Source organism: Chitinophaga rhizosphaerae (assembly GCF_003958645.1).
Taxonomy (GTDB): Bacteria; Bacteroidota; Bacteroidia; order Chitinophagales; family Chitinophagaceae; genus Chitinophaga; species Chitinophaga rhizosphaerae.
In genome coordinates this window covers 13551-31247 of record NZ_RXLO01000005.1, presented here as the reverse complement: position 1 = coordinate 31247, position 17697 = coordinate 13551, and the positions used below count along the sequence as shown (strand labels likewise).

Annotated in this window: 18 protein-coding genes; 2 read left to right on the top strand and 16 right to left on the bottom strand. The window is 55.4% G+C overall.

The genetic code is table 11. From position 1 onward, the window contains the following. The 15 genes from EJ361_RS13100 to EJ361_RS13030 form a co-directional block, all read right to left on the bottom strand. Window positions 1-1254 (bottom strand): TolC family protein, encoded by a 1254-nt coding sequence (locus tag EJ361_RS13100; protein ID WP_126246088.1) that lies wholly within the window; start codon window positions 1252-1254, stop codon window positions 1-3. A gap of 48 nt (window positions 1255-1302) precedes the next feature. Further along, window positions 1303-1911, bottom strand: a complete 609-nt coding sequence (locus EJ361_RS13095) for a TetR/AcrR family transcriptional regulator (protein ID WP_126246087.1) — start codon at window positions 1909-1911, stop codon at window positions 1303-1305. Window positions 1912-2144: 233 nt separating this feature from the next. Continuing rightward, the gene (locus tag EJ361_RS13090; protein ID WP_126246086.1) at window positions 2145-2630 is read right to left on the bottom strand and encodes an acyl-CoA thioesterase; all 486 of its coding nucleotides are present in this window, start codon (window positions 2628-2630) and stop codon (window positions 2145-2147) included. 134 nt (window positions 2631-2764) lie between these two features. Then, complete coding sequence (locus EJ361_RS13085) at window positions 2765-3523, bottom strand: glucose 1-dehydrogenase (protein ID WP_126246085.1); 759 nt, start codon at window positions 3521-3523, stop codon at window positions 2765-2767. Window positions 3524-3597: 74 nt separating this feature from the next. After that, window positions 3598-3867 (bottom strand): ArsR/SmtB family transcription factor, encoded by a 270-nt coding sequence (locus EJ361_RS13080; RefSeq protein WP_109698935.1) that lies wholly within the window; start codon window positions 3865-3867, stop codon window positions 3598-3600. Window positions 3868-3931: 64 nt separating this feature from the next. Beyond that, window positions 3932-5404, bottom strand: a complete 1473-nt coding sequence (cls, locus tag EJ361_RS13075; RefSeq protein WP_126246084.1) for a cardiolipin synthase — start codon at window positions 5402-5404, stop codon at window positions 3932-3934. Between the two features lie 123 nt (window positions 5405-5527). After that, the gene (locus tag EJ361_RS13070; protein ID WP_126246083.1) at window positions 5528-5923 is read right to left on the bottom strand and encodes a hypothetical protein; all 396 of its coding nucleotides are present in this window, start codon (window positions 5921-5923) and stop codon (window positions 5528-5530) included. 25 nt (window positions 5924-5948) lie between these two features. Then, window positions 5949-6476, bottom strand: a complete 528-nt coding sequence (locus tag EJ361_RS13065; protein WP_126246082.1) for a Spy/CpxP family protein refolding chaperone — start codon at window positions 6474-6476, stop codon at window positions 5949-5951. Next, on the bottom strand, window positions 6473-6817 hold the full coding sequence (locus EJ361_RS13060; protein WP_126246081.1) for a hypothetical protein: 345 nt from the start codon (window positions 6815-6817) through the stop codon (window positions 6473-6475). The genes EJ361_RS13065 and EJ361_RS13060 overlap by 4 nt, the downstream gene beginning before the upstream one ends. A gap of 46 nt (window positions 6818-6863) precedes the next feature. Beyond that, window positions 6864-7430 (bottom strand): RNA polymerase sigma factor, encoded by a 567-nt coding sequence (locus EJ361_RS13055; protein WP_126246080.1) that lies wholly within the window; start codon window positions 7428-7430, stop codon window positions 6864-6866. Between the two features lie 49 nt (window positions 7431-7479). Next, window positions 7480-10383: an outer membrane beta-barrel protein gene (locus EJ361_RS13050; protein ID WP_164714214.1), complete on the bottom strand. Its 2904-nt coding sequence runs from the start codon at window positions 10381-10383 to the stop codon at window positions 7480-7482. Window positions 10384-10731: 348 nt separating this feature from the next. After that, window positions 10732-11400: a response regulator transcription factor gene (locus EJ361_RS13045; protein WP_126246078.1), complete on the bottom strand. Its 669-nt coding sequence runs from the start codon at window positions 11398-11400 to the stop codon at window positions 10732-10734. Between the two features lie 59 nt (window positions 11401-11459). Next, the gene (locus EJ361_RS13040; protein WP_126246077.1) at window positions 11460-12200 is read right to left on the bottom strand and encodes a sensor histidine kinase; all 741 of its coding nucleotides are present in this window, start codon (window positions 12198-12200) and stop codon (window positions 11460-11462) included. A 10-nt stretch (window positions 12201-12210) separates the two neighbouring features. Then, window positions 12211-12876, bottom strand: coding sequence for a hypothetical protein (locus tag EJ361_RS13035; RefSeq protein ID WP_126246076.1), 666 nt, complete (start codon window positions 12874-12876; stop codon window positions 12211-12213). A 26-nt stretch (window positions 12877-12902) separates the two neighbouring features. Beyond that, window positions 12903-13442 (bottom strand): hypothetical protein, encoded by a 540-nt coding sequence (locus EJ361_RS13030; protein ID WP_126246075.1) that lies wholly within the window; start codon window positions 13440-13442, stop codon window positions 12903-12905. Window positions 13443-13613: 171 nt separating this feature from the next. Between EJ361_RS13030 and EJ361_RS13025 the strand changes: the two genes are divergently transcribed. Continuing rightward, on the top strand, window positions 13614-14216 hold the full coding sequence (locus EJ361_RS13025) for a YdeI/OmpD-associated family protein (protein WP_126246074.1): 603 nt from the start codon (window positions 13614-13616) through the stop codon (window positions 14214-14216). A gap of 347 nt (window positions 14217-14563) precedes the next feature. Here the strand turns inward: EJ361_RS13025 and EJ361_RS13020 are convergent, their stop codons facing one another. After that, on the bottom strand, window positions 14564-17029 hold the full coding sequence (locus EJ361_RS13020) for a phosphocholine-specific phospholipase C (protein WP_126246073.1): 2466 nt from the start codon (window positions 17027-17029) through the stop codon (window positions 14564-14566). Between the two features lie 232 nt (window positions 17030-17261). Between EJ361_RS13020 and EJ361_RS13015 the strand changes: the two genes are divergently transcribed. Beyond that, window positions 17262-17669, top strand: a complete 408-nt coding sequence (locus EJ361_RS13015; RefSeq protein ID WP_240646628.1) for an FKBP-type peptidyl-prolyl cis-trans isomerase — start codon at window positions 17262-17264, stop codon at window positions 17667-17669. Window positions 17670-17697 lie beyond the last annotated feature (28 nt).

Here is a 17697-nt window from a genome sequence, read left to right as displayed (position 1 = left end):
TCAATAACCTTTTATAACCTGGTACTGGATGGTTGCGTAAACGAACTGGATCTCGCGGGTTTTCCCGGCGATGATGGCGGAAGTTTCCGCGTAAAGATCGGTGAGGTAATCGTGGACGGTCATCACGCCGTTATCGAGCTGCGCGGCGGATACGGCTTTCACGTTCCCGCGGAGGCGCACGATCTCACGATCCTTTTCCATGGCGGATTGCAGCGTATTGATCTCCGCCTGTTGCTGGAGGAGTTTGGCGCGGGTTTGCAGATCGAACGCGTCTGCCTGCGCCTGGATGCCCGTTTCCTGCTCGCGGAGCGCGGCGCGCTCGGTGTGCTGGTAGCGCCAGTTCCAGAGGGTCCATTGCAGGCGGAGGCCGCCCATGTAATAGACATCGAATTTATCGGACAGCATGTTCAGCCCGGGGCGGCCGTAGCCTCCCTGCACGAATGCGCTCAGTTTTGGGCGTGTGACCGTTTCCGTGAGTTTGGCCTGCGATCCCAACACGTCTTGCTGGAACCGGAACAGCGCCAGTTCGGGGCGTTGAATGGGATCATGGCCGGTGGATGCGGGCTTGGGCAGCTCGAGGGGGCCCATATCGGCCGGAGGCTTCCCCGTGAGCAGGGCCAAAGTGGCCAGGGCGGCCTGTTTCCCGTTGACGGCCTCTTCCAGCTGCTGTTCGGCTTTGAGGGCTTCGGCCTGGAGCATGTCTACCTGGCTGGCGAGCACGGTGCCGTTATCTACGCCCGCCCGGAGCCTTTCGCGGCGCTGTTTCACTTCGGCGATCATCTCTTTCCGGGCGGCGATGTGCGCGTCCCAGATGAGTGCGTTGAAATATACCTGCGATACCTGCTGGCGGAGCTGGTGCAAATCCACTTCCACGCGCTGGCGCTCGGTTTGCGCCCGGGCGAGGGCCAGATCGCGCTGGCTGCCGGTGGCGCCGCCGTCGTAAATGAGCTGGCGCACGTCGAGGGTAAGGTTGTACTGGTCTTTCGGGATGGAAGGAATGCTGACGTTGGGCAGCTTGATGGGAATGGCCACCACGTCCGACTGGTACGTCGCTTTCCCGTTGATTTCCGCCTGCGGAAGGTAGCCGCTGCGGATATTGCGGAGCTGGAGGGCCGTGGCGCGGTCGGTGGCTTCCTGCTGCCGGAGCAGCGGGTAATGCCTGCGGGCGGCGGCCCAGGCGGAATCCAGGGGGAAGCCCTGTGCCAGGGCGCTCCCGGAAAGCAGCAGCAGCGCCGGCATGAGGAATCTGAACATCGTTAACTATTTTATTTAACTAACTGGTTAATTGCTGGACAAAAAATTTTACGGCCTGAGCGCGCTCAAAACGAATTCGGTGACGAACGCTTTTCTATCTTCCATAAACTTGAGAAACCCGGGATCATCGACCGTAAAAACAGCCTGTAGCAAGGGCCTGGCCACGAAGGGGAAAATACACATGGAAATAATGCTGATCATCAACTGCACCGGGTCTACCCTTCTCAACGTACCTTTTTCCATCCCGGCCATCAATTGCTGTGCAAATCCGAGGATGTTGGGAAAATTCGGTGCCGACAGAAAGCGGGTTGCAATACGCCCAGGGTTCTGGTTTATTTCATTCAATACAAAAAGCGGCAGGTAAGGGTTCTCACTGATACCGCTGATATAATTATCCACCGCCGAGCGAATCTTGTCTTCCAGGCCGAGGTCGCCCGAAAACACCGCATTGAGCCTGCTGAGCATCTGGTCTACTGCTTCCGTCAAAACGATGTCGAACAGCTTGTCCTTACTGCGGTAATAATAATGCAGCATCGCCTTGTTGATCCCCGCCTCGTCGGCGATATCCTGCATCCTGGCGCCGGTTAAGCCCCTGTGCATGAATATCTTGCGCGCCGCTTCGATGATCTGTTGTTCGGTGGTATTGGTCGTCTGCATGTTTTAACTAAAATGTTTAACCATTTGGTTAACGACACAAAAATAGGGAATTTTTCATATCCGCCAAATAAAAAATGTACACCCGTTTAGCAGGGATACAGTACGGATACCGTACAGGAACGATTTACAAAGCTGTGCATTGAAAATGGGGCTAAAAAAAAAAGCCGGGGCAGGAATGCCCCGGCGGCTGTTACCTACAACTGTTTACTAATCGCTAAGTTAGGTTTGGGGTGTCACAGCTGGATGGAAGGCGCCTGCAGCCTCGCGGCCAGACGCTGTTCAAAAGTTTCGTCGGGGTTATGGTCTACACGGATGTTGGTCAGCAATTGCACCAGCTCATCATCATGATCGGCGCGCTTGCCGGTTTTCAGGTCTACATGCGCGAAGCGGGTCATGAGGAACGCTTTCAACTTGTGCTGCTGCTCGTCGGTCATCCACATTTCCACGGCAATATGCTGATGCGAGAAATCGGTGACGCGGGTGAAGATGAATACTTTTTCTGCTACCATCGCGGGTTTCAGGTAGGCGATCCGGTGCTCGGCCACCACCCATCCCCTGCCCCTGGCGGCAAAATCTTTCAGGTGCAGGTGGTAATGTGCTGCGAGATGGTCTTCACGGGCGTTCATGAAATAATTCAGGTACGACGCGTTGTTGAGATGCCCGAACGGGTCGCAATCGTTAAACCGGATGGTATACATGCTGCCTGGTTCCTTGGTCATAATAGTCAGGTTTTACCGCTAAGTTCCGTAAAAAGCCGGAGCGGTGCGAAACCGCCCCGGCATTAATATGTCAATTTGAAGTACGCATCAGGGTTTTCAAACGATTATGCAAGTTTGCAGTCTTACTTTCTTTCTTATCCCACCAACTTGTGGACGGTCAGTCCACCGTCGATGTTATATTCCGCACCGGTGATAAAAGAAGCGTCGCTGGAGGCGAGGAACGCCACGAGCTTGGCCACTTCTGCGGATTCACCGGCGCGATTGAGCGGTATCCGCTCCGCGAATTTTTGACGGAAAGCATTGATGCTGTTATCGTCCAGGCCGGCCTTGGCCAGGATCGGGGTAATGATCGGCCCGGGGTTCACCGTGTTCACCCGGATGCCCCGCGTAGCCAGTTCTGCGCTCAAAGTGCGGCCCAACGCATTCAAGGCAGCCTTGCTGGCGGAGTATACGCTCGATCCCGGCATGCCGGTAAAGGCGTTCACGGAAGACAGCAGGATGATCGACCCGCCGTCGTTCAGGATAGGCAAAAACTTCTGTACGGTGAAATATGCCCCCTTGAAGTTCGTGTTCATGATGGCGTCGAAGTCGGCTTCGGTGACATCGGCAACGGGAGCAAAAGCACCGATCCCGGCGTTGACGAACAGCACGTCAATCTTCCCGTATCGTTCCTTTACTTCCGCTACCAGTTTGTCTGCATCCGCGAGGCTCGACTGGTCTGCGGTCACGCCCAGTGTACCGCCACCCAGTTTCTCCGCCGCGGCGCTTACCGCATAAGCATTCCTGCCCGTGATGACAACTTTTGCGCCCCTGGCCACGAATTCTTCGGCCGTAGCGAGCCCGATACCGCTGTTACCTCCGGTAACCACGGCTACTTTATTTTGCAAGCTCATATCGTAGTGTGTATATGTGTGTTATATCGATTTATTTAAAAATATCGATACATTAGGTGAAAAAAAACAGCTTTTTAACTCAGCTGAAGAAAGAACATTGACAGGTGTTTCATCATCTCCTTATTGATGGTAAGCGTTACATTCCGGCCCTCCTTCGTGCTGATGAGCACGCCGCTATCCACCAAAATCTTGATGTGATGGGATACAGTAGGTTGAGAAAGGCAAATCATGTCCTGGATTTCGCCACAGCAACAGTTCTCCTGCCTGGCCAACTTCAACAGTATGGCCATCCGGTTCTTATCCGCCAGAGCATTTGCCGCCTTCTCGATCATCGCTGCGTCCATGATGCAAATATAGGGACTTTTTTGAAATATCGAAATTCATCGATAGATTTTTTTTTTGACGGGGTCACAGCAGCGGGCTGAACAGCCGCACCACCGCCTCGCACAACCGTATCCACCGGCCCCTCGCCCGCCAGTCGCCCAGCTCCAGCTGTTCGGTATACAGGCAATCCTGCAGGAACGCTTCGGTAAGCTTCCAGTTCATCTCCCGGCTATAAACGAATGCATTCACCTCGAAATTGAAATCGAAGCTCCGGATATCCATGTTGGCCGTGCCCACCACGCTCAGGTTATCGTCTACCACCATCGTTTTCGCATGCACGAACCCTTTCTGATAACGGTAGATCTTCACGCCGCAGGCCAGTAAATCCTCATAAAACGATTCCGCCGCCATGTTCACGAGCCGGCTGTCGCTCACGCCGGGCACCAGCAGCCGCACGTCTACCCCCGACAAAGCCGCCTGTTGCAGGGCGTTGTAAATTGCTTCGTTGGGAATGAAATACGGGGTGGTGATATATACGGAGCGCTCCGCCTGGTTGATGGCCGCGAGGTACGACAGCATGATGGACGAGCGCTCCGAATCCGGCCCGCTCGCTGCGATCTGCACCAGGTCTTTTCCCGCAACAGGGATATCGGGGAAGAATTCGTGGGTGATGGGCAGGTCGGTTTCCGCGCAGAAATTCCAGTCGCCCATAAAGAGGAACTGCAGCGTGTGCACGCCCTGGCCTTTGATGCACAAATGCGTATCGCGCCAGTACGGCCAGTTCTTGTGCCTGACGCGGTATTTCGGGTCGTTGATGTACCGGTCTGCCACATTGATCCCGCCGATGAATCCGGTGTGCCCGTCGATCACGACGATCTTTCGGTGGTTGCGATAGTTCAGGCGGTTGGCGAGCAGGCGCACCCGGTAAAAGGGAAACACTTCCACTCCGGCGCTCCGCATTTCGCGGAGGAAGCGGCGGTTGATGTCGCTGCTGCCGAAATCATCGTAAATGAAGCGCACTTCCACGCCTTCGGCTGCTTTGGCTTTGAGCACGTCCATGATTTCGCGGCCGATGCCGGTGTCTTCGAAGATGTAATATTCGAGATGGATGTGATGCCTGGCGGAGCGGAGGGCTTCCAGCATGACGGGGAATTTCTCTTCCCCATTCAGCAATAGCACGGTTTCATTATCGGGTGTGAGGGGCGACAACGTATCGCGGAAGAGCAGCCGGGCGATGCCGGTTTTATTGGACACGAGGTCGGAATGTTCGAGGAGGGTTTGGCGGTTCTCGCGCTGGAGGTAATCCTGGAGGCGCTCGCTGAGGCGGACGTTGCTCATCCATTTGCGGCTGTAGATGCGGTTGATGCGCCGGTTGACGCCGATGGCGAGGTATACGAGCACACCGATACCGGGGAGAAAGAAAAGGAGGAGCAGGTAGGCCAGTGTTTTTCCGGTAGACCGCGTTTCCAGCAGCGCCTTGATGGCCACCAGGAAGGTGATGCCGTAGAGGATGACGATCCCGATAGACTGCCAGTGATCTTTGAGGAAATTCAGCATGGATGGATTATCTGCCGCAATAATACGACAAATCCGCAAGGGCATGAAAAAGCCGTACCTCCCAGCGTGCATTCTTCATGGTTATACGCTGCGCGGTACGGCCCGGGCTCATGACATCAGATGCTAGCGCTGGCCGCCGCCTCCGCGGGGTCCGCCCCCACGCTGGCGCATGGCTTCCTGCTGCTCTTTGTACTTTTTGAATTGCTCTTCGGAAAGGATGGCCTTCACTTTTTCGTCGCGGTCACTGTTCAGCTTCATGAAAGCTTCGCGGTCGGGGCGGTTGCCGGAGGCTTGCGCGTCTTCGCGCATTTTCTGCATGTCCTTGTAGCTGCGGGTGAACACGGTGTCGAGTTTAACGACCTGGTCTTGCGAGAGATTCAGTTCGGTAGTGAGTCTTTCGAGGGTGGCTTTCACGCGTTCTTCAACGGTCCGGCGCTGGCCTCCGCCGCCTTGCTGGGCGTAGGCTCCCAGGCCCATCGTGAGTACGAGGGCCACTGTCAACAGAAATCTTTGTTTCATGTGATGCGTATTTGAGGGTTTCGTGTTAGCGGTCGGGCGCAGGCTGCCGGCGGGTGCTATCGACTTTCGGGGGGCCTTTGCGCCAGGGGCCGTTCATCTTCTTCAGCACCAGCTGCACAACGGAATCGAACCGCGGCTGCTGCTCGGGCGTGCAAAGGGCACGCACCTGCTGGAAGTGCCGGAATGTCTGGAGATCTATCTGTTTTTGCCGCGCTGCGATCGTATCCGCCATCGCATTCACGACGGAGTCGGGTACGGACGACAGGCTCAGCAGTTTATAAAATCCGTCTTTGGCGTTTCGCATGCCGGTGAACGAGGGTTTCATCCGGTCCCAATGCTGTTCTTTGAGCTGGCGGTATGATTCGAGCTGATCCTTGCTGAACCCGACTTCCTTTTCCAGGAGCTGCATGACCTCGCCGCGGGAAGGATGGCTCCCTCTGCCGGGGGGGGCGGGCTTCTTCATTACGATAAAAAACACCAGGAAAAGGTTCGTCAGCAGCAACAGGACCACCAGTACGCTTAAAACTTTATGCTTAGCGAAGGCTTCCCTCATTGCGGATCATTTTTTTCAATATCATAAAAAGTGTTGATTCCCAAGGCATATTCATCTTCGAATGCTTGCTGCAACGAGGCCTGTTCCGTGCGTTCGGCGGGCTTCCATTGCATGAAGGCCGCCGTTCCGTTCAGCCCCAAAATCAGCGCGATGGCGGTAAACGCGATGGCCGGGCGGGTAATGATGCCAATGAAACGCTCCCAGGCATCCAAAGGCGCAACCCGCTGCATTCTTGCCCGGAGACGGGTAAAAAAGAACTGATCCGGCTGCGCGCGTTCCATGCCGTCGAGGCTGGAGAGCGTCCGTTCAATTTCCTGTTCTATGTCTCTTCGCTTGTTCATGATCGCTTATTTTAGTTAGACGACGTTTCTTTAAAAACCTTTCATGTTATTCCCCTTCCCTGTAATATTTTTCCAATTGTTGCCGCAAATTCTGCCGCGCCCGGTGCAGGAGCCCTTCCACGGCAGACACGCTCGCGTCCATCACACCGGCTATCTCCTTGCTGCTCAGGCCTTCCAGCTTGTGGAGCACGAAGGCCGCCTTCTGACTGTCGGGCAGCCGGCCGATGGCTTTGAAAAGGAGTTGCGAGCGTTCCTTATTGGCCAGTTCCACGCCGGGATGTTGAAAATCGGGCGGATCTACCAGCAATTCCTGGTTGTCCCCGAAAATACTCATCACTTTCCCCCATCGCTTCTTCCTCGTTTTTTTGCGGAGGAAGTCCAGGCACTTGGTGACCGTGATCCGGTACAGCCAGGTGGATATTTTTGATTCGCCCTTGAACGATCCGATAGACTCATACGCTTGCATGAACACCTCCTGCGATACGTCTTCCGCGTCGGCCGTGTTTTGCAGTATGCCGAGCGCGGTGTTGTACACCATGCCCTGCCACTGCTCCACCAGCTCCCTGAAAGCCGCTTCGCTCCCCTGCTTCAAATTTGCGATGTTGTCCGTCAATTGGCGGTATTATAGTTTGGTTAATCGGTACTACGGAATATTGGAAACGTTAAATGTTGCCGCCGGGCCTGCCCCTCATGCCGCCGCCACCGGGAGGACCGTATTCGCCGGGCCCGCGTTCGAACCTGCGGCGTTCTCCGCCCTCTGATTGTTTGGCTTTACCGAAATTCCGCAGCCGGTAGGTAAATGTAAGCATAAAATATTGGGTGAGCACCTGGTTCTGGGAGTCGATCGTCTCCAAACCATTGATACTCCGGTTGATGCTGCGGTTCTGTTTCAGCAGGTCGAACACCGAAGCCCGCAGTTCCCCGCGCTGGTTTTTGAGGAATTTCTTGCCTACGCTGGCGTTCCAGAGCCAGAAACGCTGATCGAACCCTTCGCCCAGGCCTTTCGTAAAGGTGTGGTTGATCTCGTTCTGCAACACCCATCCCGATTTGCTGAGCAGGTTCACGGACGCGCGCGCGTTGTGGGTGGAATAGTTCGCGTTGGTGGAGGGTTCGATGGTATTTTTGATGACGTTGAATACCGCGTCGTAAGACACCGTGAAATCGACGTACTCGCTGATATTGCTGCTCACCACGGCGCCGAGGTTATAGTTGTAATTGTGCGTAAAACCTTTCACCTGGTTCGTGATGCCGGGAATCTTCGTATAGCCGCCGCCCAGGTTCATGTTGAAGTTGGATTTGATGAACTTCAGCGGAACGCCGTAGGTGAAAAAAGAATTGGCGCTGAAATAACCGTCCATGTTTTCGGCTTTGGACAGGCGGCCGCCGCGCTTCAGTGTATCCGTAGGCGTAAGGAGCGAATCCGCCCGTGTTGCCGTATAGATCGCATTGGCGATGTAATCCTGTCGGGTATTTACGAACACGTTGGCGAAGAAGTTATTCCCGTTTTTCGTATTGGTATAGTTGTACCGGCCGGCCAACTGGTGCCCGTACATCTGCTTCAGATCGGGGTTACCGATAGACACGTTCGTGAGGCCGGAGTAGATGTATACGTCCTGCAGCTGGTCGATAGACGGCTGTTGGGTAGACGAGCGGTAGAACAGCCTGATCCGGCCGTACTGGCCCGCTTTGGCCTGCATCATGAGGTTGGGCAGTACGTTGGCGAAGTGCTGTTTCACGGCGGCCGTTGTGGGATAGGTGCGCTCGCTTTGCATTTCGGCGTACTGGTAATTGGCGCCCACGCTCAGCATGCGGTCGCGGTTACCGATGCGGTAACTGAGGCCGGCGGATTGCGTGTTGTACTGGTTGTTGAACATGTTCGACTGTGTGGGGTCGAGGATAGTGTAGTCTTTGCCCGTGTAATCGAACTGGTATGCCCGGCGGTCGGCGTCGTTGTGCGACCAGCTGGGGTTGTAGCTCAGTTGCAACTGCCCCATTTTACCCACCGGTTCGGTATAGGATACGTTCATGTTGAGCGATTTACCGCTGGATAGCGGGCGTACGCGCTGGCGCAGGGAGTCGTTGTTCGAAGGGTCCTGCGGGTAGTCGAGATCGCTGTTCGTGAAGTTGGTGCCGCGGCGGTTGTTGGTGCTGCCGCCAATGCCGAAAGAGAGGGTCCTGCCGCGTTTCGCGAAGGCGTGGCGGAAGGTCAGGTTGCCGTTGAAGTTATATCCTGAGTTGGTATTGTCGGTATTGCGGAGGTTGGTGCTCAGCAGTTTCTCCTGGAATTTCGTGAGGCCGAAGTTGCTGGACCAGGAATCGTTGTTCTGGAAACTGACGCTGGGCGTGAAGATGATGGAATTGTTGGAGTCGATGTTGTACTCCACCCGCATGTTTACCCGGTGGTTATAGTTGCGGCTCCCCGTGTAGGCGGTGTCATTTTCTTCCTGCACGCCTTCGGGCAGCTGGGTGCGCGAGCGGGTGATTTCCAGGTTGCTGCTGTTGCTGTTATTGAAGAAATAGCTGGCGTTGAAATTGACTTTCTTGCCCCATTGGTCGTTGTAGTTGATCCCGATGGAGTTGGTCTTGTTCAGGCCGTTTTGTCCGCCCACGAGGAAGTTGCTTCCTCCCCCGCCGAAACCGCCGCCACCACGACCGCCGCGACCGCCCCTTCCTCCTCCGCCGCCACGGCCGCCGCCGGCGTTCTGCACGCCCAGGAGGTCTTGCGAGGAGAAGTTCTGCTGGTTTACGTTATTGGTCATCCCGATGATGGAGATGCGTTTGTTTTCCTTGAAAAGGTTCACGTTTCCACCGGCGGAATACCGGCCTTCGGTGCCGTATCCGGCGAAAAGCTTACCGAACTGGCCCTGGCGCATTTCGGCGCGGGTCACGATGTTGATGGCTTTGGAGGTATTGCCGTCGTCGAACCCGGTGAACCGGGCCTGGTCGCTCATCCGGTCGAACACCTCGATTTTGGAGATGATTTCCGCAGGGAGGTTCCGGAGCGCCAGGGTGGCGTCTTCCCCAAAAAATTCCTTCCCGTCTACCGTCACTTTTTTCACTTCTTCGCCGCCAGCCTTCACGGTGCCGTTTTCCACGGTGATGCCGGGCATTTTGCGGATGAGGTCCTCACCGCTGGCGTCGGGGTTCACTTTATAGGCATCGGCATTATACTGGAGCGTGTCTCCTTTCATTTGCGAAGGGGGCACCTGGCCTTTGATGACAACTTCCTGCAGTTCGCGGGAAGATTTGGGGAGGAAGATGGTCCCCAGGTCCTGCGTTTCCGCCTGCAGCAGGATAGCCCGTTGCAGTTCGCCGTAGCCGACGTAGGAGATCGTCAGCAGGTAAGGCTTTTGCGAAAGACCGGTGATTTCGAAGGCGCCCGTGGGGCCGGTCAGCGCCTGTTTGCGGAAGTTCGCGTCTTCCGGGCTGCTTACCCGAATGGTGGCGTTTTTCAGCACGGTACTATCGCCCCTGTCTTTCAACACACCTTTCAGTACCAGGTTCTGCGCTTTTGTCAACTGTGCGCAGGTCAGCATTATTAATGTAAAGATCAGTGCATGCCGCATAATTCGGTGGTTATTCTGCAATGTTGGACGCCAATCCGAAGTAAAACCTCTGCCGCTCATCACAAAAAAACGGGGCGCCAACCTGTTGGCGCCCCGTTCCGGGTAATATCATATCAGTTATTATTTCGCGTTGCGGACGTATTGATGGAGCCATGGCGTATGCTCCCAATAGCATGTGCAGAAGTTTTCGCGGGCGGGATGGCCATGGCTACGTGTGCGCGAGGAGGTTAGCTGTCATGACGGCTGGAGGATGCCGATGCGCTCCTTCCGGACTGCGAACATGGATGCGTAGCTGCGCCGGAAAGCAGGCTGGTAACGGGAAGGATCGTTTTGCGGATAGAGTACCCCTTAAGCCAGGTCTTCTTCCCGGATAAGATTATGTTTCAGCGCGTACATCACCACGCCCGCCGTATTGCGGACGTTCATCTTTTCGAGGATGCGGGTACGGTACCCTTCTACCGTGCGCTTGCTGAGGAAAATGCGGTCGCCGATCTGCTGGGCCGTCATTTGCAGGCAGATCAACTTGATGATCTCCTGCTCGCGGTCGGTGAAGGTGACCGCTTCCTTTTGCCGGTAAGGGTTGAATTTGCTCCGGGCGATCATTCCGGCGAGTTTTGCGGAAGTACTTTTGCAATAGTAGGTATGGTCTTCGTACACGTGCTCGATGGCTTCGAGGATTTCCAGTTTGTCGGCGTTTTTCAGCAGGTACCCTTTCGCTCCCGCCTCCAGCATTTCCACGATCAAACCCTCCTCATCGAACATCGACAGGGCGATCACCCGGATGCCGGGCATTTCCTGCACCAGCTGGCGGGTAGCGGCAATCCCGTCCATTTTCGGCATCTTGATATCCGTCATCACCACATCCGGCTTTTCGCGGTGCACCAGGTCGAGCAGCTCGCGCCCGTCGGCCGCGCGGCCCACCAGGGTGATATGCTCCTGGCGCGACAGCATCAGGGCCAGCCCGTCCAGGAAAATTTCGTGATCGTCGGCAACGGCGAGGCGGATATCGTACTTCATTGAAACTGAGGTTACACGCCGCAGGTTGAAACGGCATGTCTCAAATATACCCAAATAAATCAAGTACGGGGGATGCGGATGTAGTAGCGGGTGCCTTCGCCAACGGCGGAACGGATGTGGATGGTGCCTTTCAGGATATCTGTCCGCGTTTCGAGGCTCTTGAGGCCCAGGCCGCGCGAGTGTTCCCGCGCCTTTTCCACGCTGAATCCCTGACCATTATCCTGCACGAGCAGCAGCAATTCGTTCGCCTCCTGCCGGAAGCCGATATCGAGCCGGGAAGCGTTGGCATGTTTGAGTGTGTTATGGATGATTTCCTGGAGGATGCGGTACAGGTGGATGTCTTGCTCGGGATGCGGGGTTACGGTGTTCATGGTGTACACGCTCACTTCCAGCTGATCTTCGCGGCCGAGGTGCGTCACGAAGTCGCGGACGGCTTCGATGAGCCCTTTGCGCTCCAGGGCGATGGGCAGCAGGTCGTACGAAATCTGCCGCATGCTGGTGATGATCTCATCGATATGTTTGGCGGACTGCTGGATGACTTTGCGGTCTTCCGCATCGGGCACTTCCACGCTGCTGATCTTGAGTTTCACGGAACTAAGGAGCGGCCCGAGGCTGTCGTGCAGATCGCCCGCGATGCGTTTCCTTTCATTTTCCAGCAACCTCACTTCCGCCGTGATCCTTTCGCGCTGCATGCGCACGTAGCGGCGGTGGTAGCGGATGATGGACGTAATGAAAAATGCGATGATCACCCCCAGCAATGAGGAAAGAAATACGGTGATGTAAAAAATCCTTTCTTCCATAAGCGGCCGGTCAGGCTTTGAATCTGCGGGAAAAATAGTAATCGTCCCTGACGGGAATGAAGCACACGGCGATCGCGTAGATGATGTTCACGAAAGCGTTGATGAATGAAAAGATATTGAAAATCGGCCAGTCTATCACGGCATTCTGCGGATCGATGAGCAAAGTGCCTTCCGTAATGAGGCTGTAAATGCTGATGATCATGAGCCCCATGCAGATGAGGAACCGTGCATTTCGAAAAAGATGGCCACTGAATGAAGCGATCAGGGCGTTGATTTCGTTGATGCAGAGAAAAACGATGATGAGGCTGTTAATGAACACGGAAGCGGAGCAGAAATGTACCTCCAGCCTGCCGTACCCGATGTTTTCGGTGACCCAGGTGATGAAACTGACGGCGGCCAGCAGGATGAGCAGGGCCCTGCGCCGGCGGAGGAAACCCCAGGCATAAAACTGCCACAGGATCACGCCAAATTCCAACAGGGTGTAGATATTGCTGACGGTAGTATTTTCACGGGTGAGGTGGAGGCTGATCTCGCTGGCCACTTCCGTGGTAAATGCCAATAACAGCAGCACCATGAAGGGAAAGTAACTGGTACGGACCTTATGGATCCGTACCAGTGCCAACACCAGCGGGATGGCAATCGTAAAACTTAACAGTGCCGAAGCGAGATAGGTCATGTATTACAGGATGAAATTTTTTGGGCTCAAGGGTACAGGTCGCTTCCGGAAGGGCAGATCGTGGGGCAACGGTGCCCTTTTTCGGCGGCTTCATCTTCTGCCGGCGGCAGCGCATAGGCGGAGGAAATACCGGGGATCCAGGCGGTGGCGGGCTTTTCGTTGACGATACGGCCCCGCATGTCGTTGCCCTTACCGTCTACCGGCACCATAACGAAACAAACTTCCTTCTTTTCATTCAGCCCCAGGTAAATACGGATGCCTTCGGCGCCTTTGGCGTCCAGCAGCGCGGCGAAGATGTCGCGGTTGAACATTTCGGCAGCAGGCAGGTTGAAATTGCGGTCGAGATACCCGGAATCCTGCAACTGGCGCTGCAGTTCCGCTTTGGCCCCGCGGTACGATTTAACATACTCGATGGCCGAGGTAAAAGGGATCACATGCTCCTTTGCGGCCTCACGGTCGTAAGGGATTTCGTCAACCGGGCGGCCATGACGGAAAAACCAAGCCCAGATCAGCAGGATCAGCAGGACCAGAACGAGGAACCATGGCAAAAAGGATGTTCTTTTCATAACAATTGTTGGTTTGATGTGATGGGATGCAAATTAATACAGGGGCGGAACGGCTGGCACCGTACATCTTCCCGAAATAGTCGCGTATAAATACGGTAGGTAATTACCGGAATGAACATGGGGCGGGGTAAAAGTGTTTAACAAGATAGCTTTTTTCCATAATATTATACGATGGACAAAATAGACGCCTACATTGCCAGATCGGCCCCTTTCGCCCGGCCCATCCTCCAACATATCCGGGAAATGGTACACCAGGCCTGTCCGCACGTGGAAGAAACCCTCAAATGGGGCATGCCCTATTTCATGACGCATGGCGATAACCTCTGCCATATGGCCGCCTTCCAACAGCATTGCGCCCTTGGGTTCTGGAAAGCCGCGATCATGCATGATCCGAAAGGCCTCCTTACGCTCATGGAGAAAGCCGCCATGGGGCATCTGGGGAAAATCGCCTCCCTCAGGGACCTCCCGCCCGATAAAACCCTCATCGCCTACATCCGCGAAGCCGACCGCCTGAACCGCGAGGGCATCAAACTGCCCGCCAGGCCTGTTTCGGAGAAAACCGAACTGGAAGTCCCGGCCGCACTGGCCGCCGCGCTGAAAAAGAACAAAACGGCCGAAAAACAGTTCCAGGCTTTCAGCTACTCCCACCGGAAAGAATACATCGAATGGATCAACGAAGCGAAAACCGACCCCACTCGCGATAAACGCATCGCGCAGGCCGTAGAATGGATGGCCGAAGGGAAAGGCCGCAACTGGAAATATGCGAAGAAATAAACCCTACAGTCCGTCAGCAGCGCATGGATCTCCCGGCTCCTGGGCCCGGTAAGGAACTGGCCCTGTCGAGCGCCAATATGTTTTCCCGGAAGTGGTGCAGGGTCGTTTCGCCCCCTCCATCCCATAATCATGAAGACACCAGCGAACGAATGGGTTAACAAGGCATTGAACGCGATACTGGACCGTTGGACAGCTTCCCGAGAAAAGCGGCTCAACCGGGCGAAAACGATGCTCCGCCGCAGCCTGGAGGGATAAACGAAAGACCACGCGTACGCATTTCATTAGTCGAAATGCGATACCGTGGTCTTTCATGTGATGCAACAACCGGGTATTGCGAATATCTGGACTTACATCAGCCCGCCCATGATCGGGTCGCTGATGGTGGATTTACCGGTCTCGAGGTGCCCGGCGAAGTGGTATTCCGCCGCCGTACCGTTTACCGACACCGTTACGTCGTACCAGCCCTGGGCCTTGAGCAAGGGCATCACCAGCGTAGCGCGGGTGCCGGGTTTCACGGTGATCACTTTCCTGTCGGCCTGTCCGTAGGCGTCCTTCATCTGCAGTTTCACGTCTTTCTTACCGCCATTGTGCCAGCTGAACAATAGTTCATTGCCTTTTGACGGTTGCTGTTCGAAAGTGAACCCATGCGGAAGTTTGCCCGCATGGCCGCGGAATCCGCGCAGGAAACCGTTGGGGCCGTACACGGTAATATCGATATCGCCGCCGGGGAACAGGTCTTCCTTCCAAACGTCTTCCACTTTACCGCCCAGCGTTACGGCATAAGCGCGGTTGTACATATCTTTCCCGTAGACATTGAACGCGCTGCCGGCCGATTTTTTACCGAACCTTTTGTTGCCGGCTTCGAGGGTAAGCTGAACGGCTCCATCGGCCGAAGGCACCAGTTTCGCATACAGCTCGTATGGTATGGCGCAGGCGGGGCGTGTCCCTTTTTCCTGCAGCGGCAAATGTTTCTGCGGATCTTTCACGTCTCCCGTCAACACCGTAAAATTAGCCGGCGCAGCCTTGAATCTGGCGTTGTGGATGGTTTCCAGGAAAGCTTCCCGCTCGATGGATTTCGGCGCAGGGATTTTTTCGCCGTTGTAGGGGCGGAAAACGGAAGTGAGGTCTCCGCAAACCGCGCGGCGCCAGTTGGTAATGTTTTCGCAGGTCATGGGCTTTTTATGCCGGTGCTCCAGCCACTTCTCGAGGAACTGGATGTTGGACGTATGGTCGAACACCTGCGAATTCACGTATCCTCCTCTCGACCAGGGCGATGCGATCACGAGGGGAACGCGGTATCCCAGGCCGATGGAGCATTCGCGGATATCGTCGGGCCAGTTGCGCTGTGCGGCGCGGCTCACCCATTCGTGCGAGGTATCTATACCCGCCGACGTTTTCCCGGTTTCCGGCCGCGAAGGATCGGGCGCGGTGAAGGGGGGAACGTGGTCGAAATAACCGTCGTTTTCGTCGTACGTCAGCACGAAAATGGTTTTCTTCCAGACTTCGGGATTGCTGGTGAGGATATCCATCACTTCAGACAGGTACCAGGCGCCATACCAGGGCGCACCGGGGTGGTCGGAGAAGTTTTCCGGCGCCACCACCCACGATACGGCGGGCAACTGGCCGTTCTTCACGTCTTGCCGGAACTGGTGGAGCACATCGCCCTTGGGCAATTGCATTTTCCGTTCGGTTTCCCCGTCTTTGTATTGCAGATCGGACAGCTGGTGGTAATCCGGATCGCCGATATTGGTGGTGAATGCTTTCTTATGCAGCTGCTGTTCCCTTTCCGGCAATGCGCTGAAAGGCGTGGCGGCCACTTTATCGAGGATGGCTTTAATTTTTTCCTGCTGGCTGCGGGCGTTTTTGATCCGTTTTTCGAGGTTCGCGCGGTCTTTGGAATCGGCCGCCAGCCCTGCCAGCTGTTTTTCCATGTCGGAAATTTTGCCGGGCAGCTCGTCCTGCATTTTACGGATATAGCGCAGGTGCGGTTCATGGTAATGCACATGGTATTGGCTGAACCATTCGATGGGATTGTCGGTGAAATTGGAGAGCCAGGCATCGCCTTCGCCTTCCAAACCCACGCCAACGCTGATTTCGTTTTGATATATTTTCCAGGAAACGCCGTTTTCTTCCAGTACTTCGGGGTATGTTTTCCAGTGGGCTTCTTCGCCGTAGTCGACATCGGAGTTCCATACGTTGGCTTTGGCGTCTCCGCTCATTTTTTCGCGGATGGTGCCGGTCCAGAGGTAGAGGCGGTTGGGCGTGGTACCGGTAAGGGAGGAGCAGAAATGCTGGTCGCACACGGTGAAAGCGTCTGCCAGGGCGTAATAGAAAGGAATGTCTTCGCGGTTATAGTAGCCCATGGTCATGGGGACTTTCCCGTATTCCCTGTTGCCGGAGCGTTTCACGGGTACCCAGCGATCGTATTTACCGCCGTTGCGGGCGTCTACCTGGTCGCTCCAGCCGTGGGGCAGGGCGCTCATCCAGGTGGCTTTGGTATCTTTGATGTCCATCCGGAAGGGTGGCACGAGGTTTCCGTCTTTATCCGGCTGGAAGAGGACGTTGGTGCCGTTGGGGGTTTTCACGGCCCGGGGGTCGTTGAAACCGCGAACACCTTTGAGGGTGCCGAAGCAGTGATCGAAGGAGCGGTTTTCCTGCATGAGGAAAACGACGTGCGCTGCATCCAGGAAAGTGCTGCCGGGTGCGGGATCGATGGCCATTGCCCGCTGAATGGTTTCGGGAAGGATGTTGGCCAACCCGCCCGCTCCGCTGAGCAGTGCGGCCTTCCTGAGAAATTCTCTTCTTGAGTCCATAAGGATTGTTCTAAGGTTTTATGCCGATGCGCCAAAATAGGAATATTTCCCGTCCGGCAAAGTCAAATTAATATGAATGGCGATGCAATAGAAGGACACCGGAATCCCGGTTTCCCCCTAAAACACGTATTTCTTTCATCCCTTAAACCCGATGGGCATCCTCCGTTTTATCGTACCTTTGCCCGACATCAAAAAATATCCGGATATGGGCATTGCAGACAAACTCTTTAACATGAAAAACGAAAAATCAGCCGCCAACCTGAAGGCCGGGCAGGACTTTCTTGCCGCCAACAAGGAAAAGCCCGGTGTCACGGCGCTTCCCAGCGGTTTACAATACGAAATCCTTACGGAAGGTACCGGCCCCAAGCCCTCCGCCTCCAGCAAAGTGACCTGCCATTACCACGGCACCCTCATCGACGGTACCGTGTTCGACAGCTCGGTACAACGCGGCCAGCCGGCCACGTTCCCCCTGAACATGGTCATCAAGGGCTGGACGGAAGGCCTCCAGCTCATGCCCCAGGGCAGCAAATGGCGCTTCTTCATCCCGGCAGACCTCGCTTACGGCGACCGCCAGGTAAGCGCGCAGATCGGCGCCAACAGCACGCTGATCTTCGATGTGGAGCTGCTCGGTATCAGTTAAATAATGCGAAAGTCCGTCCGGTATCCCC

Coding starts and splice junctions, on each gene's coding strand:
- EJ361_RS13045 (WP_126246078.1), bottom strand. CDS start 11,400: ATGAAGTACGATATCCGCCTCGCCGTTGCCGACGATCACGAAATTTTC.
- EJ361_RS13030 (WP_126246075.1), bottom strand. CDS start 13,442: ATGAAAAGAACATCCTTTTTGCCATGGTTCCTCGTTCTGGTCCTGCTG.
- EJ361_RS13035 (WP_126246076.1), bottom strand. CDS start 12,876: ATGACCTATCTCGCTTCGGCACTGTTAAGTTTTACGATTGCCATCCCG.
- EJ361_RS13060 (WP_126246081.1), bottom strand. CDS start 6,817: ATGAACAAGCGAAGAGACATAGAACAGGAAATTGAACGGACGCTCTCC.
- EJ361_RS13065 (WP_126246082.1), bottom strand. CDS start 6,476: ATGAGGGAAGCCTTCGCTAAGCATAAAGTTTTAAGCGTACTGGTGGTC.
- EJ361_RS13040 (WP_126246077.1), bottom strand. CDS start 12,200: ATGGAAGAAAGGATTTTTTACATCACCGTATTTCTTTCCTCATTGCTG.
- cls (WP_126246084.1), bottom strand. CDS start 5,404: ATGCTGAATTTCCTCAAAGATCACTGGCAGTCTATCGGGATCGTCATC.
- EJ361_RS13025 (WP_126246074.1), top strand. CDS start 13,614: ATGGACAAAATAGACGCCTACATTGCCAGATCGGCCCCTTTCGCCCGG.
- EJ361_RS13090 (WP_126246086.1), bottom strand. CDS start 2,630: ATGACCAAGGAACCAGGCAGCATGTATACCATCCGGTTTAACGATTGC.
- EJ361_RS13070 (WP_126246083.1), bottom strand. CDS start 5,923: ATGAAACAAAGATTTCTGTTGACAGTGGCCCTCGTACTCACGATGGGC.
- EJ361_RS13080 (WP_109698935.1), bottom strand. CDS start 3,867: ATGGACGCAGCGATGATCGAGAAGGCGGCAAATGCTCTGGCGGATAAG.
- EJ361_RS13050 (WP_164714214.1), bottom strand. CDS start 10,383: ATGCGGCATGCACTGATCTTTACATTAATAATGCTGACCTGCGCACAG.
- EJ361_RS13100 (WP_126246088.1), bottom strand. CDS start 1,254: ATGTTCAGATTCCTCATGCCGGCGCTGCTGCTGCTTTCCGGGAGCGCC.
- EJ361_RS13095 (WP_126246087.1), bottom strand. CDS start 1,911: ATGCAGACGACCAATACCACCGAACAACAGATCATCGAAGCGGCGCGC.
- EJ361_RS13020 (WP_126246073.1), bottom strand. CDS start 17,029: ATGGACTCAAGAAGAGAATTTCTCAGGAAGGCCGCACTGCTCAGCGGA.
- EJ361_RS13085 (WP_126246085.1), bottom strand. CDS start 3,523: ATGAGCTTGCAAAATAAAGTAGCCGTGGTTACCGGAGGTAACAGCGGT.
- EJ361_RS13015 (WP_240646628.1), top strand. CDS start 17,262: ATGAAAAACGAAAAATCAGCCGCCAACCTGAAGGCCGGGCAGGACTTT.